Genomic DNA, 23,418 nt, shown 5'->3' with positions numbered 1-23,418 from the left:
AGCAGTTTAGCCAGTAATAAGGTAGATAGCTTCATCTAATGGAACTATAACTTCTGTTTGTTCCTTCATATCCTTCAGCCGCACCTTATCCACACTGGATTCACTCTCGCCGATCAGAATAACGTAACGGATTTTTTTGGATGAGGCTGTGGCGAGTTGCTTTTTAAGTTTTCTTTTACCGGATACCAGAGTGGTCCGGATAGAACAGGCACGGAGCTCGGCGGCTGCAATTAAAGCCTGTGGGAGCGTCTCGCCAATCGGAATGACCATAACCTCTGCTGTCTTGCGCTCTTGGATAGGACGTTCTGCAAGGAGCGCCATGATAGACTCCATACCAAAAGATAAGCCAACCGTAGGATATTGAATATCCTCTCTGCCCACTAGCTGTCCGATGATAGCGTCATATCTGCCTCCACCACCCAAGCTTGAGGTAAAGGAACCGGATGCATCAAAGATCTCGTAGACGGTTCCAGTGTAGAAAGAAAGCCCGCGGGACAAGAAGGGATCGAAACGGCAAGTCTGCTGCAGCTGAATGTCTTGGAGCAGCTTTTGCAGGACAAGAACCTCCATTGCTCCCGGTTGTCCGGTAAGACTATATTTTTGGCATAACTGCTCAAAGCTTGGATTGTCCATTTCAATAAGTTCTAGAATAGCAGCGATGGTTGTAGGATCTATTTCCTTGCTGATCAATTCATTTTTCACGCCGCTGAGGTTGATTTTTTCTAATTTATCCAAGGTTAGCATAACGGACAGTTGGTTCTCGGCAGGTACACCCAGCGATTCCAGAATCTCACCGAGAAAACGTCTGTTGTTCCATTTTAGGATGATCGGGATGTCCAGCTTGCGAAAAGCTTCTGTGGCCAGCTGCATCAATTCAGCTTCCGCCTCAGGTCCTGAAATACCAACAACATCAACATCGCATTGCAGAAATTCACGCAGGCGCCCACGTTTCACGGGACCATCACGGAATACTTTTCCGATCTCATAACGCTTGAAGGGGAACTCTATTCCGGGATTTAAAGCGATCACCTTGGCAAAAGGGATGGTCAGATCATATCGTAAGCCCAGCTTGCGGTTACCTTGATCGGTTAGTTGGTACATCTCCTTGAGAATTTCATCCCCACCTGCATATTTCGAGGTTAATAACTCCAGTTCATTTAATAATGTGGTGTCCATGGATTCAAAATCATAGAGTTCGAACAAATCCTGCAGCGTATTTTGAATGTTCTTTCTGAGCGCCTGCTCTTTTCCGAAGTAATCATAAGTTCCTTTAATGTTTTGCATCGTTAGTAGCTCCTTTGAATTGGCATAGTTTAGAAATAAAAAAACGCGCAGGACCTCATGGTCCTGCGCGTGATCTATGCCGCAGGGAGGCCAACGCGAGTAGCGTTAGCCTCCCTGAGAATTTCAGGGTTGCTAACGCTGTTTGTGATAATAATGAAGTTGATTCAGCATGATTGTTATGGTGTTCATCAGAATCAATTCCCTTCGACATTTTGATTACTGCCGATTATAGCGGATCATTTGGAGTCGTGCAAGTAAGAATTTGTTATAACGAAGATTTTTAGTAGGCGAATGGACAGGCAATCAGCTATAATAGGGCTTCGATATTTCATAGGCGAGGGGAGCTTGTTGACGATGAATCAACCTTTAATAATAGCCCGGGCGGAAGAATTTGTGAAAGAACAACTAGGACAAGATACTACGGGGCATGACTGGTGGCACACCCATCGGGTCCGCAGCACGGCATGTGAAATTGCTGAGATCGAGCGTGCGGATGTTTTTATCTGTACGATGGCAGCCTTGCTGCATGATGTTGCAGACGAGAAGCTTAATCCGTCAAAAGAAGCAGGTCTGCTTAAAGTCCACACTTGGCTTACGGCAAACCTTACAGAGGAGGAGCAAATTCGTCATATCATGCTGATCGTTGAAACGATGTCTTTTAGTGGTGGTGGAGGAGAACCTATGCAGACTCTGGAAGGTCAAGTGGTGCAGGATGCAGATCGACTAGATGCACTTGGCGCGATTGGCATTGCCAGAACCTTTATTTTCTCAGGCGCAAAGGGACGTCCGGCCTATGATCCGGAAGTTTCTCCACGCGAGGAGTCGCTGCAGAAGGAATACAGGGATTATAGCAAAGGGACGGCTGTGAATCATTTTTATGAGAAGCTGTTGAAACTAAAATTCTTAATGAATACGGCTTATGGACGCAAGTTAGCGGAAGAACGGCATGATTTCATGTTGAATTTTCTGGACCAGTTCTATAAGGAATGGAATCAAGGACGCCAATAACTGTTATAATGATAAGTATGCACAAGATGGAAGGATCGCGGAGTTTCCGCTTTAACCAGAACAATCGGCATAGAAGAGGTTGAACGATGAGTGAATTGCAATTTAGAGATTATGAGTTAGACGAAGAGATAATTAAAGCACTGGATGTTCTGAAATTTATGACACCTACGGAGGTACAGAGCAAGGTAATTCCTGTGGCTTTGCAGCAAAAGGATCTGATTGTGAAATCGCAAACAGGCAGTGGCAAGACGGGAGCTTATGGTATTCCGCTTTGCGATCTGGTGGATTGGGTGGAGAATAAGCCGCAGGCTTTGATTCTTACGCCAACTCGGGAGCTTGCGATGCAGGTGAAAGAGGATATTACGAACATCGGACGTTTTAAACGGATTAAAGCAGTTGCTCTTTTCGGCAAGCAGCCCTTTGCCCCTCAAAAGATAGAGCTTACGCAAAAAACACATGTTGTCGTAGGTACGCCTGGACGCGTATTTGACCATATTGAAAGAGGCACACTTCCGCTAAATCGAATCAAATATTTGATCATCGATGAAGCTGACGAAATGCTGAGCATGGGCTTTATTGAGCAGATCGAGAAGATCATTAAGCAGCTGCCCAAAGAGCGAGTAACGATGTTATTCTCAGCTACCTTACCCGAAGTCATTAAGAATTTGTGCCTAAAATATATGAGCGATCCAACGGATATCGAGATTCAGGCAAGTGGAATTACGACGGCTACGATTGAACATGCGTTGATTGAAGTGAGACAAGCTGCCAAATTCTCTTTGCTAAGCGATATCATAACGGTGGAGAATCCGGATAGCTGTATTATTTTTTGCCGTACGCAGGAGCAGGTAAATGCTGTATTCAGAGGATTGGCGGATCTGGAATATCCTTGTGATAAGATCCACGGAGGTATGGAGCAGGATGAGCGCTTTGAGGTCATGAATGCTTTTAAAAGAGGGCAATTCCGCTATTTAATCGCTACCGATGTAGCGGCTAGAGGGATTGATATCGAGAATATCACCCATGTGATTAATTACGATATTCCACTGGAAAAAGAAAGCTACGTGCATCGTACAGGCAGAACCGCGCGTGCAGGCAAGACGGGTAAAGCGATCACTTTTGTCACTCCGAATGAGCAGAAGTGGGTAACTGAAATTGAAAGCTATATTGGCTTCAGCATTCCGCATATGAAAGCTCCTTCGGACGACGCAGTTGCCTACGCAAAGGAAGCGTTCGAGCAGAAGATCAATAAGCAACCTGTCCGCAAGAAGGACAAAAGCGAAAGCTTAAACAAAGAGATTATGAAGCTATACTTCAACGGCGGCAAGAAAAAGAAGCTAAGAGCCGTCGATTTTGTCGGCACAATAGCAAAACTTGAAGGTATTTCCGCCGAAGATATCGGGATTATCTCGATTCAGGACAATGTGACCTACGTGGATATTTTGAACGGTAAAGGCGCAATGGTGCTGCAAGCGATGAGAGAGACCACCGTGAAGGGTAAGCAGCTGAAGGTTCATATTGCGAAAAAATAAATCAGGGATGACAGCTTATTGCTAAGCTCCTTGCAAATATGCCGCTACTGATGCGGTTTATATGAAGAGGGAGTCGTGTTCACAACACGGCTCTTTTTTTATTTGTTGTTGTATCTCAGTATCTCCATTTTTTCATTGTAAAATTATAGAAACTAGAATATAACTTGTGAGAGGTGATAGATTGAAAGGTGAATCTAGAAGCACAAGGATGAAAGTACTCCTACAAGTCACCATTTGGGAATGAAAACGGGGAAGTTGGAAGTAGAAGTAGTAAAAAAAATGTTTATAATGTATGCAGCACCAATAATTCTTCTGAATGTGTCTTGCAAGATAGCTTTAAAGACGGAAAAGCTTAGGTACAATATTTCTTGGTTAGTTATTAGTATTGTTCCTAGCACGAGAATTCTATTTTATTTAAAAGAATTACAAGGAAAAGAGTCTAGAGGTTCAGGGGTTGTTGATTTAAGTTTTTTTGATATTAAGCCTGACTTTGATCAGATAAGACTTATCTATTTTTTTCCTATAATATATTTAGGTATTCAACTAGTTTTGATTTTTTTACTACTGATCATGATAGTAACGAAAGAAAAATAAATATCTGACTAGCATAATGTTCTTGTACATACTAGGAATGCCGAAATGAACGGTAAAAATCCCGTACAATGTGTTGATCCCGCTGGAAACGTCCAAATGAACGGTAAAACTCCCGTACAATGCGATGATCCAGCTGGAAACGCCGAAATGAACGGTAAAAATCCCGTACAATGCGTTGATCCAGCTGGAAGTGGCGAAATGAACGGTAGAAATCCCGTACATTGTGCTGATCCAGCTGGAAGTGGCGAAATGAACGGTAAAACTCCCGTACAATTGGTCGATTCAGCTGGAAGTGGCGAAATGAACGGTAGAACTCCCGTACAATGCGCTGATCCAGCTGGAAGTGGCGAAATGAACGGTATAACTCCCGTATAATGAGCTGATCCAGCTGGAAGTGGCGAAATGAACGGTAGAAATCCCGTACATTCAGCCAGCATGTTATGTAACCCAAGAGACAACACCTTAATAGTGTCGTCTCTTGGGTTTTTTCGGCGCTAAATGGATCTGATAATGCAGATCCGTTCAGCTTAAGTAAAATAAGATCGAAAATAATTAATTTTAGTTCCATAAATGGAAACATATGTGATATTATGGCGATATAGAGCCCATACTTCACGGATGACCTGCCTAGCTTGGTTCCTCCTGAGGATAGGCTCTGATTTTTTTATGAGGAAGGTGGTGTGGCCCGAGCGGTATCGGGGACAGGAAGAAACGAAGCCATAAGGTTCGAACCTAACTCAGAAGGGAGAATCGAAGCGATGAAAAAAGGAACTTTTTTGAAAGCGCTTAATTTTGTTTTGGTTTTATGTTTGCTTGTACCTGCGTATTGGGCTGCACCCGCACATGCGGAGAACACGCTTATTCAGCAAAGCGATTTTGAAGATGGCACTGTTCAGGGTTGGAGTGGACGTGGGGAAGTTGAGGTGCTTACAGCCAAAACAGATGCGGCACGCAGCGGCACATATGGCCTGGAGGTAAGCGGCCGAACAAAAACGTGGCATGGACCTTCACTGGATGTGACTAGCCAGCTGGAAGTGGGACAAACTTATGTGTTTATTGGATGGGTGAAGCTGCCTGCCGGATCATCCAACGCGAATATCTATATGTCACTGCAGCGGACATTACCTTCTACCATTCATTATGACAATTTGACCTTTGGAGCAGTGACAGCGAACGGTTGGGTGAAGCTTCAGGCGCAGTACAAGCTATTGGAGCCGGCAGATCAACTTTCTATTTATTTTGAAGTGCCGGGTAGCGCGACAACTTCTTTTTATTTGGATGATTTTCGATTGGAAAAGCTACCGGATCTCGGTCCAATTGTCATCGAGGATGCAATTCCTTCGCTGAAGGATGTGTTTGCAAACAAATTTCTGATCGGCTCGGCGTTTACGAATAGTGAGCTGCTGACAGCTCCGGATCGGCAATTGTTGGCCAAGCATTTTGATAGTGTAACGCCAGGAAATGTTCTGAAATGGGATAGCACGGAGCCGCAGGAAGGTGTGTTTAATTTCGCTGAAGCTGACACGGCAGTAGCTTTTGCTACCGCAAATGGGCAGCAGGTACGTGGACATACCCTGGTCTGGCATTCGCAGACACCGGATTGGGTGTTCCGTGACGCCAGCGGTAATTTGGTCTCCAAAACGGTGTTATATGAGCGGATGAAGAGTCATATTAAGACTGTTATGGAACGTTATAAAGGTGAAATCTATGCTTGGGATGTCGTCAACGAAGTGATTGACACTTCGCAATCTGATGGCATGCGCCGCAGCCTGTGGTACCAGATCGCGGGTGAAGAGTATATTGAGAAGGCGTTCCAGTTCGCTCATGAAACTGATCCTAACGCAAAACTGTTCATCAATGACTACAATACCCATGAGCCAGCCAAAAGCCAAGCGCTATACAATCTGATTGTACGACTTCAGTCTAAAGGGGTTCCTATTGACGGAGTAGGGCATCAAACGCACATTAGTTTGTATTATCCTTCGCTCTCTGAAATCGAAAATTCGATTATCAAGTTCAAGGCTTTAGGGCTGGAAACTCATATTACTGAGCTGGATATTAGTGTGTATTCTGATAATTCTCAAGCCTATGAGACCTTCCCTGATAATTTGAAGCAGCGCCAAGCGGCTTTATACAAATCATTATTTGAGATCTTCCTGCGGCACACGGATACGGTCACGAATGTCACTCTCTGGGGGAAGGATGACAGTAATACTTGGCTGCACACTTATCCGGTAGCCCGTAACAATTGGCCTTTATTATTTGATGAGCGCCTTCAATCTAAGCCGGCCTACTGGTCCGTATTGGAGACAGTGGCAGCTCCCGTAGTTCCAGCAGCTCCTGCTAACTTGAATGCAGCTGCAGGCAATGGGCTCGTGAATCTTAGCTGGAGCACCTCGGCGGGCGCAACTTCCTATACGGTGAAACGGTCACTTACGAGTGGTGGCCCTTATACCACTCTGACTACGGCTACCGGGACGAGCTATAGCGATGCGGCGGTTAGCAACGGAACGACTTATTATTATGTTGTGAATGCAGTCAATAGTGCGGGTACGAGCAGCAATTCTGTACAAGCGATGGCTACACCGCAAGACTCGGGGCCTGTCGAACCGGTCACCGGGCTTGCAGTGGCGTATCGGACAGCGGATACTAACCCAAATGACAACCAGATGAAGCCCTATTTTAATATTAAAAATAACGGCACAACTGCAGTCGATCTTAGCGAGCTGAGCATCCGTTACTGGTATACGATCGATGGAGACAAGCCGCAATCCTTTTTCTGCGATTATGCCCAGATCGGCAACAGCAAGGTAGCAGGCAGTTTTGTAAAGCTGGACACGCCTCGAACGGGAGCGGATTACTATTTGGAAGTGAAATTCAACGCAGGTGCGGGCATGCTTGCCGCTGGAGGAACTTCCGGGGATATTCAGACCCGGATACACAAGACAGATTGGAGCAATTTTAACGAGGCCAATGATTATTCGTTTAATTCACTTCAGACCGCTTATGCGGATTGGAACAAGGTGACCCTTTATCGGAACGGAGTGCTGGTATGGGGAACAGAGCCGCAATAGCGAAACTAGGGGAACTGAGCTTTAATTGTGCCGTTTTTAATTTTTAGGGAAAACCTCCCTAAATATTGCCTGAATTCCACTATTATGAGCAAATTGGGGTGAATTTGCGGGAGGTTTTCCCTGATTGCAAGGATTAGAGCAATAAACCAAAGAAAATCAGGGAGGAATTCCTTAATCAAGCATCACGTTTGCTGCAAATAGAGGAGTTACGTGAAAAAGCAAGCCTAGTCGCCAAAAACATGGTGACTAGGCTTGCTTCATTTTTGCCCAGCTGTGGCAAATTACTTTTTAAAAGTTATATTGTGCCTGATGCAGACGGCTGTAAATTCCACCAGCATGGACTAATTCCTCATGTCTGCCTTGTTCAGCGATTCCTTCTTCATTCACGACCATAATCCGGTCGGCATTTTTGATCGTCGTCAAACGGTGAGCGATGACGAGTGTGGTTCTGCCTACGGACAGATCAGCCAGGGATTGCTGAATCGCGGCTTCGGTCTCTGTGTCCAGCGCGGAAGTAGCTTCATCCAGAATCAGAATCGGCGGATTCTTGAGGAACATGCGAGCGATAGCCAGGCGCTGCTTTTGTCCACCGGACAATTTCACACCGCGCTCCCCGATGACTGTCTCCATTCCATCTGGCAGATTCTGAATGAGCTCCTCCAGATGAGCACGTCGCGCAGCTTCCCAGATTTCAGGCAGCTTTGCATCCAGTTTCCCATAGGCGATATTCTCGCGAATTGTCCCGGAGAACAGGAAAACATCCTGCTGCACGATCCCGATTTGTTTGCGCAGCGATTCCAGCTTCATGTCACGGATATCGATGCCATCAATCGTGATGGCCCCGGCTGTGACATCATAGAAGCGCGGAAGCAGGCTGCAGATTGTTGTTTTGCCTGCGCCGGACGGCCCAACAAAGGCAATGGTTTCGCCAGCCTTTACGTTAAGGCTTATATTTTGCAGAACCGGACGATTCTCTTCGTATCCAAAAGATACATCCTGGAATGTAATATCACCGCGCAAAGCGTTGATCTCCACGGCATCCGGTTTGTCACTGATGTCAGGTTCCGTGTCAATGATCTCCAGATAACGTCTGAAGCCGGCAATTCCTTTAGGATAACTTTCGATCACGGCATTGATTTTCTCGATAGGGCGGAAGAAGATATTAGACAACAAGATAAACGCCACAAATTCACCGATTTGCAGCTCGCCATTGATAAAGAACCATGCGCCGCAGATCATCACCAGGATAGTAATGAGGCGGGTCATCATATAGCTGACGGACAAGCTTCTAGCCATGATTTTATAAGCCATAAGTTTTGTTTTGCGGAACATTTGATTATCTACTGCGAATAGTTCTTGTTCATGCTGCTCATTGGCAAAAGATTGCACGACCCGAATCCCGCCGACATTGTCTTCGATACGGGCATTGAAACTGCCTACATTTCCAAATAGCTGGCGATAAGTTGAAGTCATATTGCGGCCGAAGTAGATGATTACCCAAGCCATAATTGGAACGATAATAAAAGTAATAATCGCCAGCTTCAGATTAATATCAGCCATTAGGAGAAAGGCTCCGACAAGGGTCATGATTGCAATAAATACATCCTCAGGACCGTGATGCGCCACTTCGCCGATATCATTTAAGTCATTGGTGATTCTTCCGATTAGATGGCCTGTTTTATTATTATCAAAGAATCGGAACGAGAGTTTCTGAATATGGTCAAACATTTTTTTGCGCATATCAGTTTCGATATTTATGCCCAGCATATGACCCCAGTAGGTGACAATATACTGCATCACCGTATTTAAGGCGTAAATCGCCAGCAGCGCAACACAAGCGATAAGAATAAGCGGCCAATCTTGACCAGGAAGCAAATCATCAATAAATTTATTGACGGCTACCGGAAAAGCCAGTTCTAGCAGTCCCGCAAAAACAGCGCAGGAGAAATCCAATATAAATAATTTTCTATACGGACGATAGTAGGAAAAAAACCTTCGAAGCATTCTGTTCACTCTTTTCTGTGGTTTAAATATGAGTTCAAATGAAATTGATTCTCAACTACCCGATGATATGGATACTAAAGATGGTCAGCGGTTTTGTCAATAATTCGGGTATAAAATTACTTAAGGGTTGTAACTTCTAATAGAATAGTAGATGATGGTTCATAGTGTTTAAAATATTTCAAATCCTTGACAAGCTCTGTGCTTGGCGGGGTTATTTGTTTGTAATTTAGGAGGATACACGATGAAAGCTTCACAAAGCGAAGGACACATTCAGAATAATAGCTTAATGGACAGCAAATATGATCGCTGGCTACTTGTGCTGGGAATTATTTTTATCGCTGCAGCGCTGCGGGCTCCATTTACTTCTGTGGGTCCATTAATACAATTGATTCAGGATGACCTCGGCTTATCCAATACTCTAGCAGGAGCTATTACTACTTTACCATTATTGGCTTTTGCCATCTTGTCCCCGTTTGCTCCAAAGCTGGCCCGCCGTTTTGGTTTAGCTAATGTGTTATTAGTTGCCATGGTCATGCTGGCTATGGGAATTCTAATTCGCTCGGGATCTGGAGCAGGTCTGTTGTTCACAGGTACTGCTATACTTGGATTATCCATTGCCGTGTGTAATGTACTACTTCCAGGTCTTATTAAAGGGAAGTTTCCTCACAAAATCGGGCTAATGACAGGTATCTACACGGTTTCTATGAATTTATGCGCAGCTATTGCCTCAGGAATTAGTGTACCGCTGGCAACGAATGCTGGATTCGGTTGGAGAGGAACCTTGGCCATCTGGTTTATGATCGCAGCTCTAGCAACAGTGTTCTGGATTCCGCAAATGCGTAAGCTTAATCAAGGAACCGGCTCTAAGAGTGCAGCCTCAAGCAAAAATATGTGGCGTTCATCTCTTGCTTGGAAAGTCACGATCTTTATGGGCTTACAGTCACTGCTTTATTACGTCTTTATTGCCTGGTTTTCGGTTCTCCTCGGTGAACGGGGAATGTCGTCGAGTAATGCGGGTTGGTTTCTCTCGCTCATGCAATTGGCACAGCTACCCTTTACTTTCTTCGTACCGCTGTGGGCAGGCCGGATGAAGAACCAACGTATTCTAGTTATAATCACTGCTGTTCTTTATTTCATCGCATTAGGTGGCATCTGGCAGGGCAGTGGCGCTTTAATGGCTGTCTGGGCGGTATGCTTTGGTATTGCCGGAGGATTTGCCTTCGGTCTTGCGATGATGTTCTTCAGTCTAAGAACAAGAAGCACGCAAGAAGCGGCGGAGCTGTCAGGAATGGCCCAATCTGTGGGTTATGTACTGGCAGCAATGGGACCGGCATTATTCGGCTGGCTGCATGATGTAACGAACAGCTGGACGGTGCCATTGATTTTACTGCTGGGTGCAAGTGTACTGTTGATGGTTGTCGGGCTTGGCGCTGGCAGTGATCGGTATGTTGGAGACAGAAAATAGGATCCCGTGTAAAAAAGAGTGTACTAGCGCGTATTAAGCGCCAGTGCACTCTTTTTTTGACTATTGAACATGAGAAGTATTTCTTATCTATTCTAGCTTCGTTTGTAAGCAACAATCCGGATTCTGCGATAATCCATTACCCAGCGGCCGTCCTGATATAGCTTGGATTTCAATTTCTGTTCCATAGAAGAGAGAACTTCTGCGCGTTCGGTCGGTGTGAGCACACTTAAGATTCCATCGGCAAAAGTATTCAGCCACCGCTGAAATCCTTGCTCCAAGCCTTCCAGTGGTGTTGGCCGGTCAAAACAAAGGGCGAGGTCCACGGTCAGTCCGTGCTTCTCTAGTAGAGTTGCATACTCGCCAACGCTTGGGAAGTACCAGGGCAAATGCAGCTTATGACTACAGCCAATGGCTGCAAAAGCTTGTGGAAGGCCAGCGACGATGGAAGCAATATTGCCCAGTCCACCGAACTCGGCCACGAAACGGCCGCCTACCCGCAGGCTGGCAACAATGGACGCCGCCGCTCCGTTTGCGTCTGTTAGCCAGTGAAGGGCAGCGTTGCTGAACACAGCATCGACTGGCTGTTCCGCGACATAAGTTTGCCCATCAGCTAAGACAAAGCTTAGATGGGGATGCTTGTCACGGGCTGTCTGAATCATTTCGGCAGAGGCATCAATACCTGTCACAGTGGCGCCCTTAGCAGCAATGGCTGCCGCCAAATCCCCGGTTCCACAGCCCCAATCGATAATCTGTTCGCCTGGCTGTGGGTGAAGCAGCTCAATCAATGATTCTCCAAACTGAGACACAAAGGCCATATCAGTATCATAGGTTTGGGTATTCCACTGTTGGTTCATAAGTATTCATCCTTTCTATTGATCGATTATTCCGACATCTCCGTCATAGCGCCTTACTTTATCTATGTTGTACCATAGGAGGCTTTATAATAGAAATATATAAACTGAATAATATTGATTGGTTATACCTATGAGTCTATATGAAGCCTATTTCAATAACACAAAAACCTTGCGTTTTAAATGCAGAGGGAGTATAGTATTATGTACAGGCGGTTTTGGTCGCCAGTTACATAATATGCGGTCATGGCGGAATTGGCAGACGCGCTGGCTTCAGGTGCCAGTGGTAGCAATATCGTGGAGGTTCGAGTCCTCTTGACCGCATCCTATCAACAAAAACAGGTTTCTGATTTACCTATTCAGGTAGATTGGAAACCTGTTTTTTTATTGAATCAGGTTCGAGTTCTTCTTCGAAAAAATACTTACTTAGCTAAGTATTGATATTCATCGATTACTATGTTATTATTTTCACAATCTTAAGGAGGAGGTAATACATATGTTAACTACTTTTAAAGCGACAGCTAAAAAACTGCCTAATGGAATGCAAGTTGAAACCAATTCTAGAGGTTTTAAGATTATTATGGACGAACCAGAGGATTTGGGGGGGACCGATGTTGGTTTGAATCCCGTCGAGGCGTTATTGTGTGCCTTTGGTGCATGTCAGTCCATTGTCGCTAGTGCCTTTGCAGACGCTAACGATTTTAGCTTCGAAGAATTTTATGTTGAACTTGAAGGAGATTTAGATCCGGATGGTTTCATGGGTCTTGCAGATGTGAGAAATGGTTTCCAAGAAATTCGTTTTGTTATGCATTTTAAAACCAACGAAAGCCAAGAAAAGGCAGATGCTTTTGCAGACTTTATCGAAAAGACATGTCCTGTTGGAGATTGTCTTGCTAACGGTGTGAAGCTGGTAAAAGCAGGCGTAGTCATTCACTAATACATTCGCTTGAGGGGGCTCTTTATGAGTCCCCTCAAGGATATGAGGAGCATAACGATGGAAATAAAAATGTCTATGATTCCAGGTGGCAAAAAGGGGAAAGCAGGCAAGATAAATGTAAATATCGGAGACAAGATATCTGCAGGAGATACCTTGGTACAGATTGAAACTGGAAAAGGCAACAGATCGATTGAAGCGGCAGAAGAGGGTATTATTATCAATATATTATTTGAAGAGGGGGGCGAGATTGCCTCAAATCAAGTCTTATTTGAAGTAAATCCAATCCAGGTGGAGGCTCCGGTCCAATTATCTGTCCCACAACCTGCAGTCGCCGTGCAACAAACTCATGCTATAAACCCTGACTTGCTTATCATTGGAGCAGGACCAGGAGGTTACGTTGCCGCTATTTATGCAGCAAAAAAAGGACTTCAGGTAGCGATGATTGAGAAAGAAGAATTAGGAGGTACCTGCTTAAATGTTGGCTGTATCCCTACAAAATCTTTAGTCAAATCATCTGAAATCTGTCATGAAATAAAAAACTCCTCTTTGTTTGGTATAACAACAGGATCTGATCTTCAAGTGGATATGAAGCAGGTTATTCGTCGTAAAAATGAAGTCAAAGAGAAATTGGTCTCCGGCGTTGGTTATTTAATGGAAAAAAACGGTGTTCAGGTTGTTCGCGGCCACGCTTCGTTCCTATCGGCGCATGAAGTGAAGGTAACCGGCGAAAATAGTTACCGTATTTCAGCAAAAAATATCATTGTGGCAACAGGCTCGAGGATTTCCAAGGTGAATATCCCAGGAATTGATCTGCCATTTGTAATGAACAGTACTGAAGCGCTCGCCTGCGAAGAGTTACCAAAGGTAATAACTATCATCGGTGGCGGGGTTATCGGCATGGAATTCGCCTTCATTTACCGTAACCTAGGAGTTGAAGTTCATGTTGTAGAATTTATGGACCGTCTGCTAACGATGCTGGACAGTGATATTTCGGTAGAAATTATGTGTTTAGCTCAGCGGGCTGGGATTCATATTCATACCAACTCCAAAGTTTCCAAAATCCAACGTGCGGATGATGGTCAGGCGATTGTAACCTATGAGAATAGTGAGGGTGAGCATTTGCTAGTTAGTGAAAAAGTATTGGTCGCTATTGGACGCGAGCCTAACCTAGAGGGTCTGGATATCGAAAAAGCAGGTATTCAACTAAATGAACGTGGTAAAGGTATTGCCGTTGATAAACAAATGCGTACGAATGTAGAAAATGTGTATGCGATTGGCGATGTAACTAACATTATTCAGCTTGCTCATGTTGCTTCACATCAGGGCATTACGGCTGTAAACACCTTACTCGGTGAATCCCAAGATATGCATTATTCCGCGGTACCGAATGTAATTTTCACTTCTCCAGAGATTGCCAGCGTCGGGCTGTTGGAAGATGAATGTAAGGAGAATGGGCTGGACTATCGTGTGAGTAAGGTATCTTTTGCAAGTAACGGAAAAGCATTGACAATGAATGAACCGGAAGGTTTTATCAAATTAATCAAAGATAATGGCTCCGGAAAGATTGTGGGAGGGTCTATCATTGGTCCCGATGCGTCTTCTCTGATTAGTAGCCTTACACTTGCGATTGCCAATGGGCTTACGGAACAACAGATTACACAGACAATCTTTGCCCATCCAACTACTGGGGAAGTAATTCATGAAGCTGCATTCGGTTTAGGAATTGGGGCGTTGCATCAAGGATAAGTTGTTCTATGTATCTCGGGAGACGGATCCCCTACTGCAGCCTAAATAAATGAACTATTTGATCACTTGAAAAGTATGTTCAGCTTCCTTAATATATTTTGCTATAATAAATTAGAAAAGAGTTGATTATTTTAAGATAAAACAGTTGGGATTGGTTGGTGTAAACATTGTTTAATTTAGATGACTGTATGGCCTTTATTGCAAACCGTAGTGCAAAAATATTCGCGGAAGCCTTGGAAAAGGAATTTCGGCCGTATAATATGACCCGGAGCCAATGGATTGCGATGTATTACATCTATACCAGTGAATCCATTACCCAGAGAGAACTAGCAGATAAAATGTCTATAAAAGAGCCCAGCGTAGTCAGGCTGCTTCAAAAATTAGAATCTGAGGGGTTCTTGCATCGCTCTGGCACCCATGCGGATAAGCGAGTCAAGCAGTTGGAATTGTCAGATAAGGGAGTACAGATCTATCTCGATTTACTGCCGGTTGCCGAAAAGTTTAAAGATGATACGATCACCAATATTTCCGAACAGGATCTTCAAACGTTTAAAAATGTATTAGGTGTCATGGTTGAAAATGCCTCAAAAGAGAGATCATAAAAAACTATGCAGAACAAAATAAAGAATAGGTCAGGTTGGGTATGTTCCTTTTTTACATATCTTATCTGGCCTATTTTTTGTATAGACTTTTGTAGTTTTAGTATATGTACGAACAGTGTCTGCTAACGGACCGTATGGCCGTTATTATTGATTTTTGGCACATTTTACAGAGGTTTCGGACTGCATAGCGCTTATTGCTAAGGAATCGTGTGAAAAGCGAGTGTTTGGAGACGAATAGCTGCATCTGAGTCCGAAAGTAAGCTGAAACACGCTATTTTTCGGAAATAGCGGCATCTCAGTCCGATACATCATAATGAGGAAGGAATAGTTGCCACGGTGGGAGTATCTAGCTGTTGAGTAGCCCCCCAACAAATCCGTCCTAGCTAAGTGCTAGGCGTTTTTTTTGTTGCGCTCATAATCGCTGCGATGAAAAAATGGGTGTTTTTGTATTGACAATTATATCGGCTTCCGTAATAATGGTATTACGGAAGCCGATATATCGACAACGGTAATAGAATGGGGATGAAATGATGCCTGAAAGCACAGAAAGAGGCGCATTAACTGAAGCTGTATTTTATATCTTATTGTCTCTATATACAGCAATGCACGGATACGCAATTATGCAGAATGTGAAGGACTTAAGTAACGGTCGGGTTGATCTGGGCGCGGGCACTTTATACGGAGCACTTAACACTTTACTGGAAAAAGGCTGGATAAAAGCAGTGGAAGGGGAGCAAGGTTCCCGTAGAAAAGAATACGAAATTACCGGCTTAGGAAAGTCAGTGATTCAGGGAGAGATCATCCGTCTGGAAGAATTGATAGCCAATGGTAAGAGAATAGCTGGAGGTGAGTCCAAATGAAACATGTGGTTCGCAAGCTGATTTGGGATTATGAGAAGGAAGAAAAGTGGCTTAATGAAATGTCTGCGAAGGGGATGGCTCTATCAGAATTATCCTGGTGCAAATATGTGTTTACAGAGACCCCCAATAATGAGTACACGTATAGAATTGAGCTTTTAGATAACTTGCCGGATCATCCGGATAGCATCAAATATCTCAAGTTTTTAGAGGAAAACGGTATAGATTGTGTAAGTACTTACATGCGCTGGGTTTACCTTAGAAAGAAGTCAGTGGAAGGTCCGTTTGATATTTACACAGATCTGGAATCCAGAATAAAACACTATAAGCGAATCAACAGGTTATGGAAATCTGTAATGTGGTTAGAGTTGATTTTAGGCCTATTTAATGTGATGATTGGTGTAATAAATTATTCTTTTTCATCACAGAATCTCAGCATGGTAAACGTAATAATGGGCGGTATGTTGATTTTGTTAGGTCTTGTTTTTTTAATTATTGGTGCACCTATCCGTAAGAAAATTAAGAAGCTTCAGCTGGAAAATTTGATAATAGAATAGGACTTTAGAGTTGTAACATGCACACACGGCAAGTTTCCTTTTCAGAGGGAGACTTGCTGTTTATTTTTGCGGAGTTTTACTGCGAAATTTACCAGTCTATCATTTAGGACTCAACTATCAAGCTTATTTACCGAAAAAAAGGTATACTGAAATTATTACAAGTTTGTTAATATAGTCCCCCATTTTCAAAAGAGGAGGCTTACAGGTGTCTGATTTTCTTTTTAAACAGCTATACTTACGGTCTTCTATCGGGATTGCGGTAGTCTCTCCAAAGGATGGGACGTTATTACAATCGAATCCTGCGCTATGCCAAATGTTTGGTTATGCAGAAGAAGATCTTTTGAATATAAATTATCTGGATCTTGTGTATCCGGAAGATAAAACTAATAACGATCATTCCGTTATCCTGAACGATTTGCTAGCTGAGCCTGGGACTGCATTGGAGAAAGAACGGCGGTTCTTGCGTAAGGATGGCGATATCATCTGGGTAGCCCAACATATATTTTTAATCTATCAGGAGAACTCCAGTGAACCCTATGTCCTGATTTCTGAGTTAACGGATATCACTGACCGAAAACTTGCTGAACAAAAGATTCATGAAGATGAGCAGTTATATAATTTGATTACGCAAAATACACCGGATATGATTTCTTTTGGCGATCCTGACGGGACACTGCACTACGTATCTCCCTCAGTGGAGCTGCTATTAGGTTATTCTGCACAAGAAATGATAGGTACCAAAAGACCCGAGTATTATCACGTAGATGATGCTCTAGAGATGATTGAACAAGGTAAGATATATTCCGATACGGACGTATTTACTCGTAGAGCCCGTCATAAAGATGGACATTATTTGTGGATCGAGAGTTCTTCCCAAGTGGTACGTGATGAGCAGGGGAACGTTAAACAGATATTAACCATTGGTCGCGATATTACTCAGCGCAAGAAATACGAGGATATGCTGGCTAAAGCGCAACACCTTGCGAAGATGGGATCCTGGGAATGGGACATGACAAAATCACGGCTGACGGTTTCCAGAGAGATGCGTAATATTTTTGGCTTTTTGGAAGATGAGAGCAATCATTCTTATTTTGATTACAGACGTGTTTTTGCTTGCATTGATCCTGACGATTTCATCAGGCTTGAACGGTTAGTACATCAATCCATGGAGAATGGGACTAATGGCGAAGTAACGGTCCGTATTCATAGTGCGGATGGAGAGCTGAAATATCTGGATGCGCACTGGGAAGTGATTACGGATGAAGAAGGAAGACTGCTGCAGATCAGCGGGATAGCCCAGGATGTCACCGAACGTCAACGAATGGAAGAACAACTGCGGGAAAGTGAGCAGAACTATCGTCTGATCTCAGAAAATTCTATGGACTTCATTTCACGTAATGCAGCGGACGGGAGCTTTACCTATCTGTATGCCTCACCCATCTGCCAGACTATGTTTGGCTATGCACCAGAAGAAATGTGCGGAACTAGAGGGATTGATTACATACATCCGGAGGACAGAATCAAATTAACTTCATATCTCAGCAATTGTATGGAGGGGAAGAAGCTTGAGCCTGTTATTCTCCGGTTTATTTGCAAAGACGGAACCTGTATTTGGACAGAAACGACACTGCGGTATATTTACTCTGAGACCTGCGGGAATCAGGAGCTTGTCTGTGTAACCCGCGATATTGGGGAACGTACGCGTCATTTTGAAGAAATACAGAAATTAAGTAACGAATATGCGCTGATCTTGAATTCGGTCTCTGAGGGCATATTTGGGATGAACCTTGAAGGCAACACGATGTTCATTAATCCAGCAGCCATTACTATGTTGGGTTTCGATCCTACTGAGTGGGGAAACAGCAAATTTCATGCAATTCACCAAACCTGGCTGGATAACGAGTCTTTTACAGGAATTCAGAAGACGCTGCTTCCTTCGCGCTCCAATAATCTCACTATTGAAGATAGGGAGGGTGTGTTTTGGAGGCAGGATGGTTCAAGCTTTTTAGTCAGATATCGAATGACCCCACTATTTGATGGTGATGAACGGATTGGGGCGGTTGTCGTCTTTCGTGATATCACGGAGGAGAAGGAGATTGTGCGGGCGAAGGAGTCTGCCGAGGAAGCCGACCGGGCAAAATCGGAGTTCCTAGCGATCATGAGCCATGAGCTGCGTACGCCTATGAACGGTATTATTGGGATGGCTGATCTTTTATCGGGGACGGAGCTGGATGAAGAGCAAAGCTACTACACACAGATCATTAACAAAAGCGGAGAGGCATTGCTTCATATTCTGAATGAAGTGCTGGATTTCAGCAAAATTGAAGCAGGCATGATGACGCTTGAACTGCAAATGGTGGATTTGCATGAAGTGATACAGAACGTTTGTGAACTGTTTTATCCGAAGGTTAAGGAAAAAGGGCTTTTACTTACTAGCGAGTTATCTCCTGAGCTTCCAGCCGTCATCATGACTGATGGGGCGAGATTGCGTCAAATTCTCGTAAATCTGGTTGGGAATGCAGTGAAATTTACGGAGACAGGTGAAATCAGTATCTCTGTTATGCTAGAAGCCTCAGAGGCATCCGGAAATCTTATCGTGAAATTTGTCGTAAAAGATACTGGGTTGGGGATTCCAGTTTCCAGCCAAGGTCTATTATTTCAATCCTTCTCTCAATTGCATCCGTCGATCAATCGTAAATATGGCGGTACAGGGCTTGGACTTGCCATTAGTAAAAAGCTGGCCGAGCTTCTTGGCGGATCTATCGGTGTAAATAGCTGTGAGAATGAAGGCTCGGAGTTTTATTTTACAGTGGAGGTCTCTCTACCCAAAGAGGAATGGGATCAGAAATTGACCGTCAACGCCTCAACAGATTTGGTCAGAAATGATAAATCCACTGTTAAAGAGTTAACTACCGGTGAATATGGACCGATGTCCATTCTTATTGCTGAAGATCATCCTGTGAATCAGCAGCTTATGCAGGCGTATCTGAAAAAGAGGGGATATGTTCCTGACATCGCCTTAAATGGTGAGGAAGCAGTTCGGGCTGTGCTTTCCAATCATTATGATCTGGTATTTATGGATATTCAGATGCCTATTATGGATGGAATAGAAGCAACAGGAATCATACGTGAGAAGCTTGGGCTGAATCCAATCATCATTGCGGCTACAGCCTTTGCCAGAGATGAAGATAAGATGATGTGTCTTAGTGCTGGAATGCAGGATTTCATTTCTAAACCCATCTCGATAAAAGAGCTCGACCGGGTATTAAGAGAGTGGTCTGCCCAAATTCGTTTAGGTGAGCATCATTGACAAATAAGGTTATGATTAATATATTGATATTAATCGTAATCATTACGTATATTATTTGTCATGAAAGGATTCTTATCTTGCTAACAATGAAGCGCGGGGATATTTTAATTATTGTGATAGCCTTGTTAGCTGCGGGCTTGATTTATGGCATGAAGTGGTGGGACAGCAGCAATGAGCAGTATCAGCAAGGGGATTTGAAAGCTATAATTACGGTGGACGGTCAAGAGTACAAAACCGTTTCTTTGACTAAAGAAGAACAAATTATAGATATTCAAACGAAATTCGGCCACAATACGCTAAAGGTGTTTGATTATGGAATCCAAATGACCTATTCTGATGCTCCCTTAAGAATTGCTTTGGAAATGGGGTTCATCTCAAGACCCAAACAGCAAATTATCTGTATTCCAGCTCGTATTATGGTAGAAGTATTTAATCCTAATAAGTCTGAGAATGATGAGGATGAGCTAGATGCGATTATTTAGTAATCTTAGTTGAGCCTTCTAGCTCCTTCCATGCGGTGATAGAGTCAGGACTGGTGTAGATGTAAGGTGTTACGGGTTGTTTGATAGGTGTAATAGACTCTGCACTAATTTGCATAATTTCTTGACCTTTATAGGGAACAACTTGAAGCTTGCCCCGGACCTCTATCCAGGTATCGGTAGGCAGGCTTTTTAGCTTGCCGGAATCCACTAATATCCCAAAAGGTGTAGCATCGGCAGTACAGCATTGGACCAGAAATCTACCTATGGCAAAAGAATTCTCTGAATGTTCACCTTGATCACGATATAAAAAGCCGGAAATAGTAATTTCTTTGCCTGCAAATTGTTGTTTGTACAGCTCAAGCGCACCTAAAGTTTCGGAGAAAATCGCCGAATAAACTGGGACCACAGGTTGTGCATAAAGGATCTTGGCCAGCTCAGTAAGCTCTTCATGGTAAGGATCAATGGACTCGAATCTCGCGGAATTTTTAGCTTCAGTGGGCAAGGAGGATAGGGAGATTCCTTTTTTAGCAGCAGCCATACTTCCCAATGCGCGATCAGGAAGAAGAAATCCGAGCAGCAGTGGAAAAAGGAATAATCCATATAGCGCTGTACTTTTGAAAAAAGAATGTGGGAGCCGATGCTCGCAGTCACAGAGAACACTACCTTTGCCAAATAAAGCCTGTATGGTCAGACTGAGCGCCATAAGTGTCAGCGGGATTGGGCATAATTGAACCCAGCGTGCCAGTTTAGGAGCTACATAATAATGCAAAGCGTCCTGCTGTACCAGATGCCCGATATAGAGGGCGAAAGCGAGCAGAATGACCGCCCTTAACAAATAGTGAAACCGGATGCTACGAGAGTCATTCATGCTCTATCCTCCTACCCATGTTGTAAGCAACAGCTTACCACCTCTATGAATTACAGCCACAAGGACATGAATACCGCCCCAATAAACACGCTTGCGAAGATCAGAAAGAACAAATAAAGAGCGAATTTGGTCTTAAACAGCGAGAGCAACATCAATGAATTTTTGAAATCCAGCATGGGTCCGAATACCATAAAAGCGAGCAGAGCCCCCGATGGAAAAGAATGTACGAAGGTGGAAGCTACAAAGGCATCTGAGGTGGAGCAGAGCGAGAGCACAAATGCCAGTCCCATCATGAAAAAATATGAACCCAGCGGTTTAGCTCCGATCGCGGCCAGACTGTCTTGAACCATAAATGTCTGAATGCCAGCGGTTAATAAGCAGCCGATCATTAAATATTTTCCCATCTCAAAAAACTCATCTGAGGTATGGACGAAGACAGCGGCTATTTTTCCCCCGCGAGAATTATTCTGATGAGCTTCCCCCGTTTCACGCTGAACATTTAGGCGGATGGGAGATTTTTTGACCGTTGCGTAGATTATCAAGCCTATGAGACAGGCTACAGCAAAAGCCAGACCCATACGGGCATAGGCCAGCTCCGAGTGGCTGCGAAATGCTGTCATGGTCGCCCCATAGACAACAGGATTTAGGATCGGTCCGGACAAAATAAAGACGATAGCCACGTAAACAGGCATACCTTTATGGATAAGCCGGCGGACGAGCGGGATCATTCCACATTCGCAGACCGGAAAAATAATTCCGAGCAGACATGCGAACAGAATAGCCGGAAGAGGTCGCCGCGGAATCCACCGGGAAATCATTTCATCCGGGATAAAGACGCGAAGCAGTGAAGATAACAATGCTCCTGCTAATACAAACGGCAAGGCTTCCAGCAATATGCCGATAAAAGCGGTTTTGAAGGTGTCGATGTACGCATTATCCAGCAGTTCCAGATGATTCGGCAGCCATACAAAACCAATGATAATCAGGAACGAGATCGGGAGGAGCAACGGCAGTATTTTTAATGGTGAAAAGGTAGTCAAAACTCGAATAAGGCGGACCACCGATCTGCCAGCTGTTCTTCATCTATATTCATCCCGATGAACACCACATAAGGCATACCAGGATAACGAGAGGCTTCCCAGGTAGTACGCATCCCCGCATATTGAACAAGCTGAACCGGCTCCTGTTCGGACAAAAGAATATGCCCCTTGGCACGTAATAGGTTGTCACCCCATTCTTGAAAGAAAGCCTCTAGGCGTTCTTTAGAAGGCATTGTTGTCCTTACCTGCGGAATGGTTAACGTGATGGCTGTTACCTGCGAGAAAGAAGCATGCTGCTCCTCATGCAGCTCTTTTACAGCGGTTCCCCCATGCTCTGAATGCATTTGTTTCAATGATGCTCCTTTGAAGGTTTGAGGCGCTCGCTGTGGAGCCGGAGCTATGATTTTACGTGGGATAATTCCTGACAATATCGGAGAGAGGTTGATTTCGCTGTAATGGGTGTATACAATTTCAGCCTCCGTATTTTGTTTACGAACTCCCTTTTCAATTCGCCATAAGGTTTCCGGTTCTACGAGATCACTTTTATTAACGACAATAAGATCAGCTGTGGAAAGCTGCTTACGCAGGGTCCGAACGAGCTGTTTGTCAGAGGAGAGTCTGCTGTTATATTCCAGAGCATTTTCCGCATCTAACAGAGTGATGGTATAGTGCAGCTCCACCAGATCCTGTAGAGGAGTTTCCTGCAACGTTTTGGCGATTTCTTCAGGATCGGCGACGCCGGTCAACTCCATATAAATGGCATCTGGACGTCCTCTCAGCAGCACCATCAGGCTATCTGCCAAATCCTCTTTACGGCTACAACATACGCATCCGTCCAGCAGTTTAGTTACAGCTGTACCGGTATGCTCCTGCAAAATATACCCGTCCACATCTCGTTTGCCCAGTTCATTCATTACTACTCCTGGATTCAGCCCTCTTACCTTGCTCTCTTTCAGCAGGGACAACAGCAGAGTTGTCTTCCCGCTCCCCAGAAACCCGCTCAAAATAATTACTGGTATCTTCATGATCTCCACTCCTGCCTGATTCTCTAGGAATTACAAGAATCATATTTTTTATAATTCCATCTATACGTAATTTGTCCACCAGAAAGACCACAAAATTAAGAGAGTTGAAATTTTTACAAGATCATAGTTGACAGATTGTGAATAAACCGTGTACGATGTGTTAATCGTAATTATTACGATTT

The 23,418-nt window shown here is 44.0% G+C and carries 19 protein-coding genes and 1 tRNA gene; 14 read left to right on the top strand and 6 right to left on the bottom strand.

The genetic code is table 11. The features are described from left to right. Positions 1–6 precede the first annotated feature (6 nt). A complete protein-coding gene (locus tag MHI15_RS27050) occupies positions 7–1,284 on the bottom strand; it encodes a histidine--tRNA ligase (protein WP_076191292.1) in 1,278 nt (425 codons plus the stop codon). Positions 1,285–1,638: 354 nt separating this feature from the next. Here MHI15_RS27050 and MHI15_RS27045 point away from each other — a divergent pair, with 354 nt between their 5' ends. The 5 genes from MHI15_RS27045 (at position 1,639) to MHI15_RS27025 (ending at position 7,492) form a co-directional block, all read left to right on the top strand. After that, positions 1,639–2,292 carry an HD domain-containing protein gene (locus MHI15_RS27045; protein WP_076276371.1) on the top strand — a complete coding sequence of 218 codons (654 nt, stop codon included), beginning with the start codon at positions 1,639–1,641 and terminating at the stop codon, positions 2,290–2,292. Positions 2,293–2,378: 86 nt separating this feature from the next. Beyond that, on the top strand, positions 2,379–3,824 hold the full coding sequence (locus tag MHI15_RS27040) for a DEAD/DEAH box helicase (protein WP_076184329.1): 1,446 nt from the start codon (positions 2,379–2,381) through the stop codon (positions 3,822–3,824). Between the two features lie 240 nt (positions 3,825–4,064). Next, a complete protein-coding gene (locus MHI15_RS27035; protein ID WP_280775623.1) occupies positions 4,065–4,418 on the top strand; it encodes a hypothetical protein in 354 nt (117 codons plus the stop codon). Positions 4,419–4,463: 45 nt separating this feature from the next. After that, on the top strand, positions 4,464–4,793 hold the full coding sequence (locus MHI15_RS27030) for a hypothetical protein (RefSeq protein WP_341165109.1): 330 nt from the start codon (positions 4,464–4,466) through the stop codon (positions 4,791–4,793). Between the two features lie 383 nt (positions 4,794–5,176). Then, the gene (locus tag MHI15_RS27025; protein WP_341165108.1) at positions 5,177–7,492 is read left to right on the top strand and encodes an endo-1,4-beta-xylanase; all 2,316 of its coding nucleotides are present in this window, start codon (positions 5,177–5,179) and stop codon (positions 7,490–7,492) included. A gap of 288 nt (positions 7,493–7,780) precedes the next feature. On the opposite strand, the gene MHI15_RS27020 is transcribed toward MHI15_RS27025, so the two are convergent. Beyond that, a complete protein-coding gene (locus MHI15_RS27020) occupies positions 7,781–9,496 on the bottom strand; it encodes an ABC transporter ATP-binding protein (RefSeq protein ID WP_076125049.1) in 1,716 nt (571 codons plus the stop codon). A 286-nt stretch (positions 9,497–9,782) separates the two neighbouring features. Here MHI15_RS27020 and MHI15_RS27015 point away from each other — a divergent pair, with 286 nt between their 5' ends. Further along, positions 9,783–10,961: a CynX/NimT family MFS transporter gene (locus MHI15_RS27015; RefSeq protein ID WP_248549329.1), complete on the top strand. Its 1,179-nt coding sequence runs from the start codon at positions 9,783–9,785 to the stop codon at positions 10,959–10,961. Between the two features lie 92 nt (positions 10,962–11,053). Here MHI15_RS27015 and MHI15_RS27010 read toward each other — a convergent pair whose 3' ends face one another. Beyond that, positions 11,054–11,815 carry a methyltransferase domain-containing protein gene (locus MHI15_RS27010; RefSeq protein ID WP_076184332.1) on the bottom strand — a complete coding sequence of 254 codons (762 nt, stop codon included), beginning with the start codon at positions 11,813–11,815 and terminating at the stop codon, positions 11,054–11,056. Between the two features lie 237 nt (positions 11,816–12,052). Here MHI15_RS27010 and MHI15_RS27005 point away from each other — a divergent pair. The 8 genes from MHI15_RS27005 to MHI15_RS26970 all read left to right on the top strand — a co-directional run bounded on the left by MHI15_RS27005 (position 12,053) and on the right by MHI15_RS26970 (position 20,303). Beyond that, positions 12,053–12,136 (top strand) — tRNA-Leu (locus MHI15_RS27005). Positions 12,137–12,308: 172 nt separating this feature from the next. Beyond that, entirely contained in the window at positions 12,309–12,749 is a 441-nt protein-coding gene (locus MHI15_RS27000) for an OsmC family protein (RefSeq protein WP_076125055.1), read from the top strand. 57 nt (positions 12,750–12,806) lie between these two features. Beyond that, positions 12,807–14,495, top strand: a complete 1,689-nt coding sequence (lpdA, locus tag MHI15_RS26995) for a dihydrolipoyl dehydrogenase (RefSeq protein WP_341165107.1) — start codon at positions 12,807–12,809, stop codon at positions 14,493–14,495. A gap of 188 nt (positions 14,496–14,683) precedes the next feature. Then, a complete protein-coding gene (locus MHI15_RS26990) occupies positions 14,684–15,097 on the top strand; it encodes a MarR family winged helix-turn-helix transcriptional regulator (protein WP_254857035.1) in 414 nt (137 codons plus the stop codon). 530 nt (positions 15,098–15,627) lie between these two features. Continuing rightward, positions 15,628–15,957 carry a PadR family transcriptional regulator gene (locus MHI15_RS26985; protein ID WP_076133666.1) on the top strand — a complete coding sequence of 110 codons (330 nt, stop codon included), beginning with the start codon at positions 15,628–15,630 and terminating at the stop codon, positions 15,955–15,957. Continuing rightward, the gene (locus MHI15_RS26980; protein ID WP_076125063.1) at positions 15,954–16,511 is read left to right on the top strand and encodes a DUF2812 domain-containing protein; all 558 of its coding nucleotides are present in this window, start codon (positions 15,954–15,956) and stop codon (positions 16,509–16,511) included. Before MHI15_RS26985 ends, MHI15_RS26980 begins: the two co-directional genes overlap by 4 nt. A gap of 205 nt (positions 16,512–16,716) precedes the next feature. Next, a complete protein-coding gene (locus MHI15_RS26975) occupies positions 16,717–19,821 on the top strand; it encodes a PAS domain S-box protein (protein WP_341165106.1) in 3,105 nt (1,034 codons plus the stop codon). An 86-nt stretch (positions 19,822–19,907) separates the two neighbouring features. Beyond that, positions 19,908–20,303: a NusG domain II-containing protein gene (locus tag MHI15_RS26970; RefSeq protein ID WP_076219890.1), complete on the top strand. Its 396-nt coding sequence runs from the start codon at positions 19,908–19,910 to the stop codon at positions 20,301–20,303. Here the strand turns inward: MHI15_RS26970 and MHI15_RS26965 are convergent. The 3 genes from MHI15_RS26965 to MHI15_RS26955 are packed head-to-tail and all read right to left on the bottom strand — an operon-like array spanning position 20,296 to position 23,236. Next, positions 20,296–21,171, bottom strand: a complete 876-nt coding sequence (locus MHI15_RS26965) for a TIGR03943 family putative permease subunit (protein WP_076191309.1) — start codon at positions 21,169–21,171, stop codon at positions 20,296–20,298. The two genes, MHI15_RS26970 and MHI15_RS26965, sit on opposite strands and share 8 nt — an antisense overlap. A gap of 50 nt (positions 21,172–21,221) precedes the next feature. Beyond that, a complete protein-coding gene (locus MHI15_RS26960; protein ID WP_341165105.1) occupies positions 21,222–22,211 on the bottom strand; it encodes a permease in 990 nt (329 codons plus the stop codon). Continuing rightward, positions 22,208–23,236, bottom strand: a complete 1,029-nt coding sequence (locus MHI15_RS26955) for a CobW family GTP-binding protein (RefSeq protein ID WP_036679372.1) — start codon at positions 23,234–23,236, stop codon at positions 22,208–22,210. Before MHI15_RS26955 ends, MHI15_RS26960 begins: the two co-directional genes overlap by 4 nt. Between the last annotated feature and the right edge of the window lie 182 nt (positions 23,237–23,418).

It is taken from the genome of Paenibacillus sp. FSL H7-0918 (genome assembly GCF_038007025.1).
Classification (GTDB): domain Bacteria; phylum Bacillota; class Bacilli; order Paenibacillales; family Paenibacillaceae; genus Paenibacillus_AQ; species Paenibacillus_AQ odorifer.
Note: the sequence above shows the minus strand (reverse complement) of the source record. Positions and strands in the feature narration are given on the sequence as shown.

Coding starts and splice junctions, on each gene's coding strand:
- MHI15_RS27050 (WP_076191292.1), bottom strand. CDS start 1,284: ATGCAAAACATTAAAGGAACTTATGATTACTTCGGAAAAGAGCAGGCG.
- MHI15_RS27045 (WP_076276371.1), top strand. CDS start 1,639: ATGAATCAACCTTTAATAATAGCCCGGGCGGAAGAATTTGTGAAAGAA.
- MHI15_RS27040 (WP_076184329.1), top strand. CDS start 2,379: ATGAGTGAATTGCAATTTAGAGATTATGAGTTAGACGAAGAGATAATT.
- MHI15_RS27035 (WP_280775623.1), top strand. CDS start 4,065: ATGAAAACGGGGAAGTTGGAAGTAGAAGTAGTAAAAAAAATGTTTATA.
- MHI15_RS27030 (WP_341165109.1), top strand. CDS start 4,464: ATGAACGGTAAAAATCCCGTACAATGTGTTGATCCCGCTGGAAACGTC.
- MHI15_RS27025 (WP_341165108.1), top strand. CDS start 5,177: ATGAAAAAAGGAACTTTTTTGAAAGCGCTTAATTTTGTTTTGGTTTTA.
- MHI15_RS27020 (WP_076125049.1), bottom strand. CDS start 9,496: ATGCTTCGAAGGTTTTTTTCCTACTATCGTCCGTATAGAAAATTATTT.
- MHI15_RS27015 (WP_248549329.1), top strand. CDS start 9,783: ATGGACAGCAAATATGATCGCTGGCTACTTGTGCTGGGAATTATTTTT.
- MHI15_RS27010 (WP_076184332.1), bottom strand. CDS start 11,815: ATGAACCAACAGTGGAATACCCAAACCTATGATACTGATATGGCCTTT.
- MHI15_RS27000 (WP_076125055.1), top strand. CDS start 12,309: ATGTTAACTACTTTTAAAGCGACAGCTAAAAAACTGCCTAATGGAATG.
- lpdA (WP_341165107.1), top strand. CDS start 12,807: ATGGAAATAAAAATGTCTATGATTCCAGGTGGCAAAAAGGGGAAAGCA.
- MHI15_RS26990 (WP_254857035.1), top strand. CDS start 14,684: ATGGCCTTTATTGCAAACCGTAGTGCAAAAATATTCGCGGAAGCCTTG.
- MHI15_RS26985 (WP_076133666.1), top strand. CDS start 15,628: ATGCCTGAAAGCACAGAAAGAGGCGCATTAACTGAAGCTGTATTTTAT.
- MHI15_RS26980 (WP_076125063.1), top strand. CDS start 15,954: ATGAAACATGTGGTTCGCAAGCTGATTTGGGATTATGAGAAGGAAGAA.
- MHI15_RS26970 (WP_076219890.1), top strand. CDS start 19,908: ATGAAGCGCGGGGATATTTTAATTATTGTGATAGCCTTGTTAGCTGCG.
- MHI15_RS26965 (WP_076191309.1), bottom strand. CDS start 21,171: ATGAATGACTCTCGTAGCATCCGGTTTCACTATTTGTTAAGGGCGGTC.
- MHI15_RS26955 (WP_036679372.1), bottom strand. CDS start 23,236: ATGAAGATACCAGTAATTATTTTGAGCGGGTTTCTGGGGAGCGGGAAG.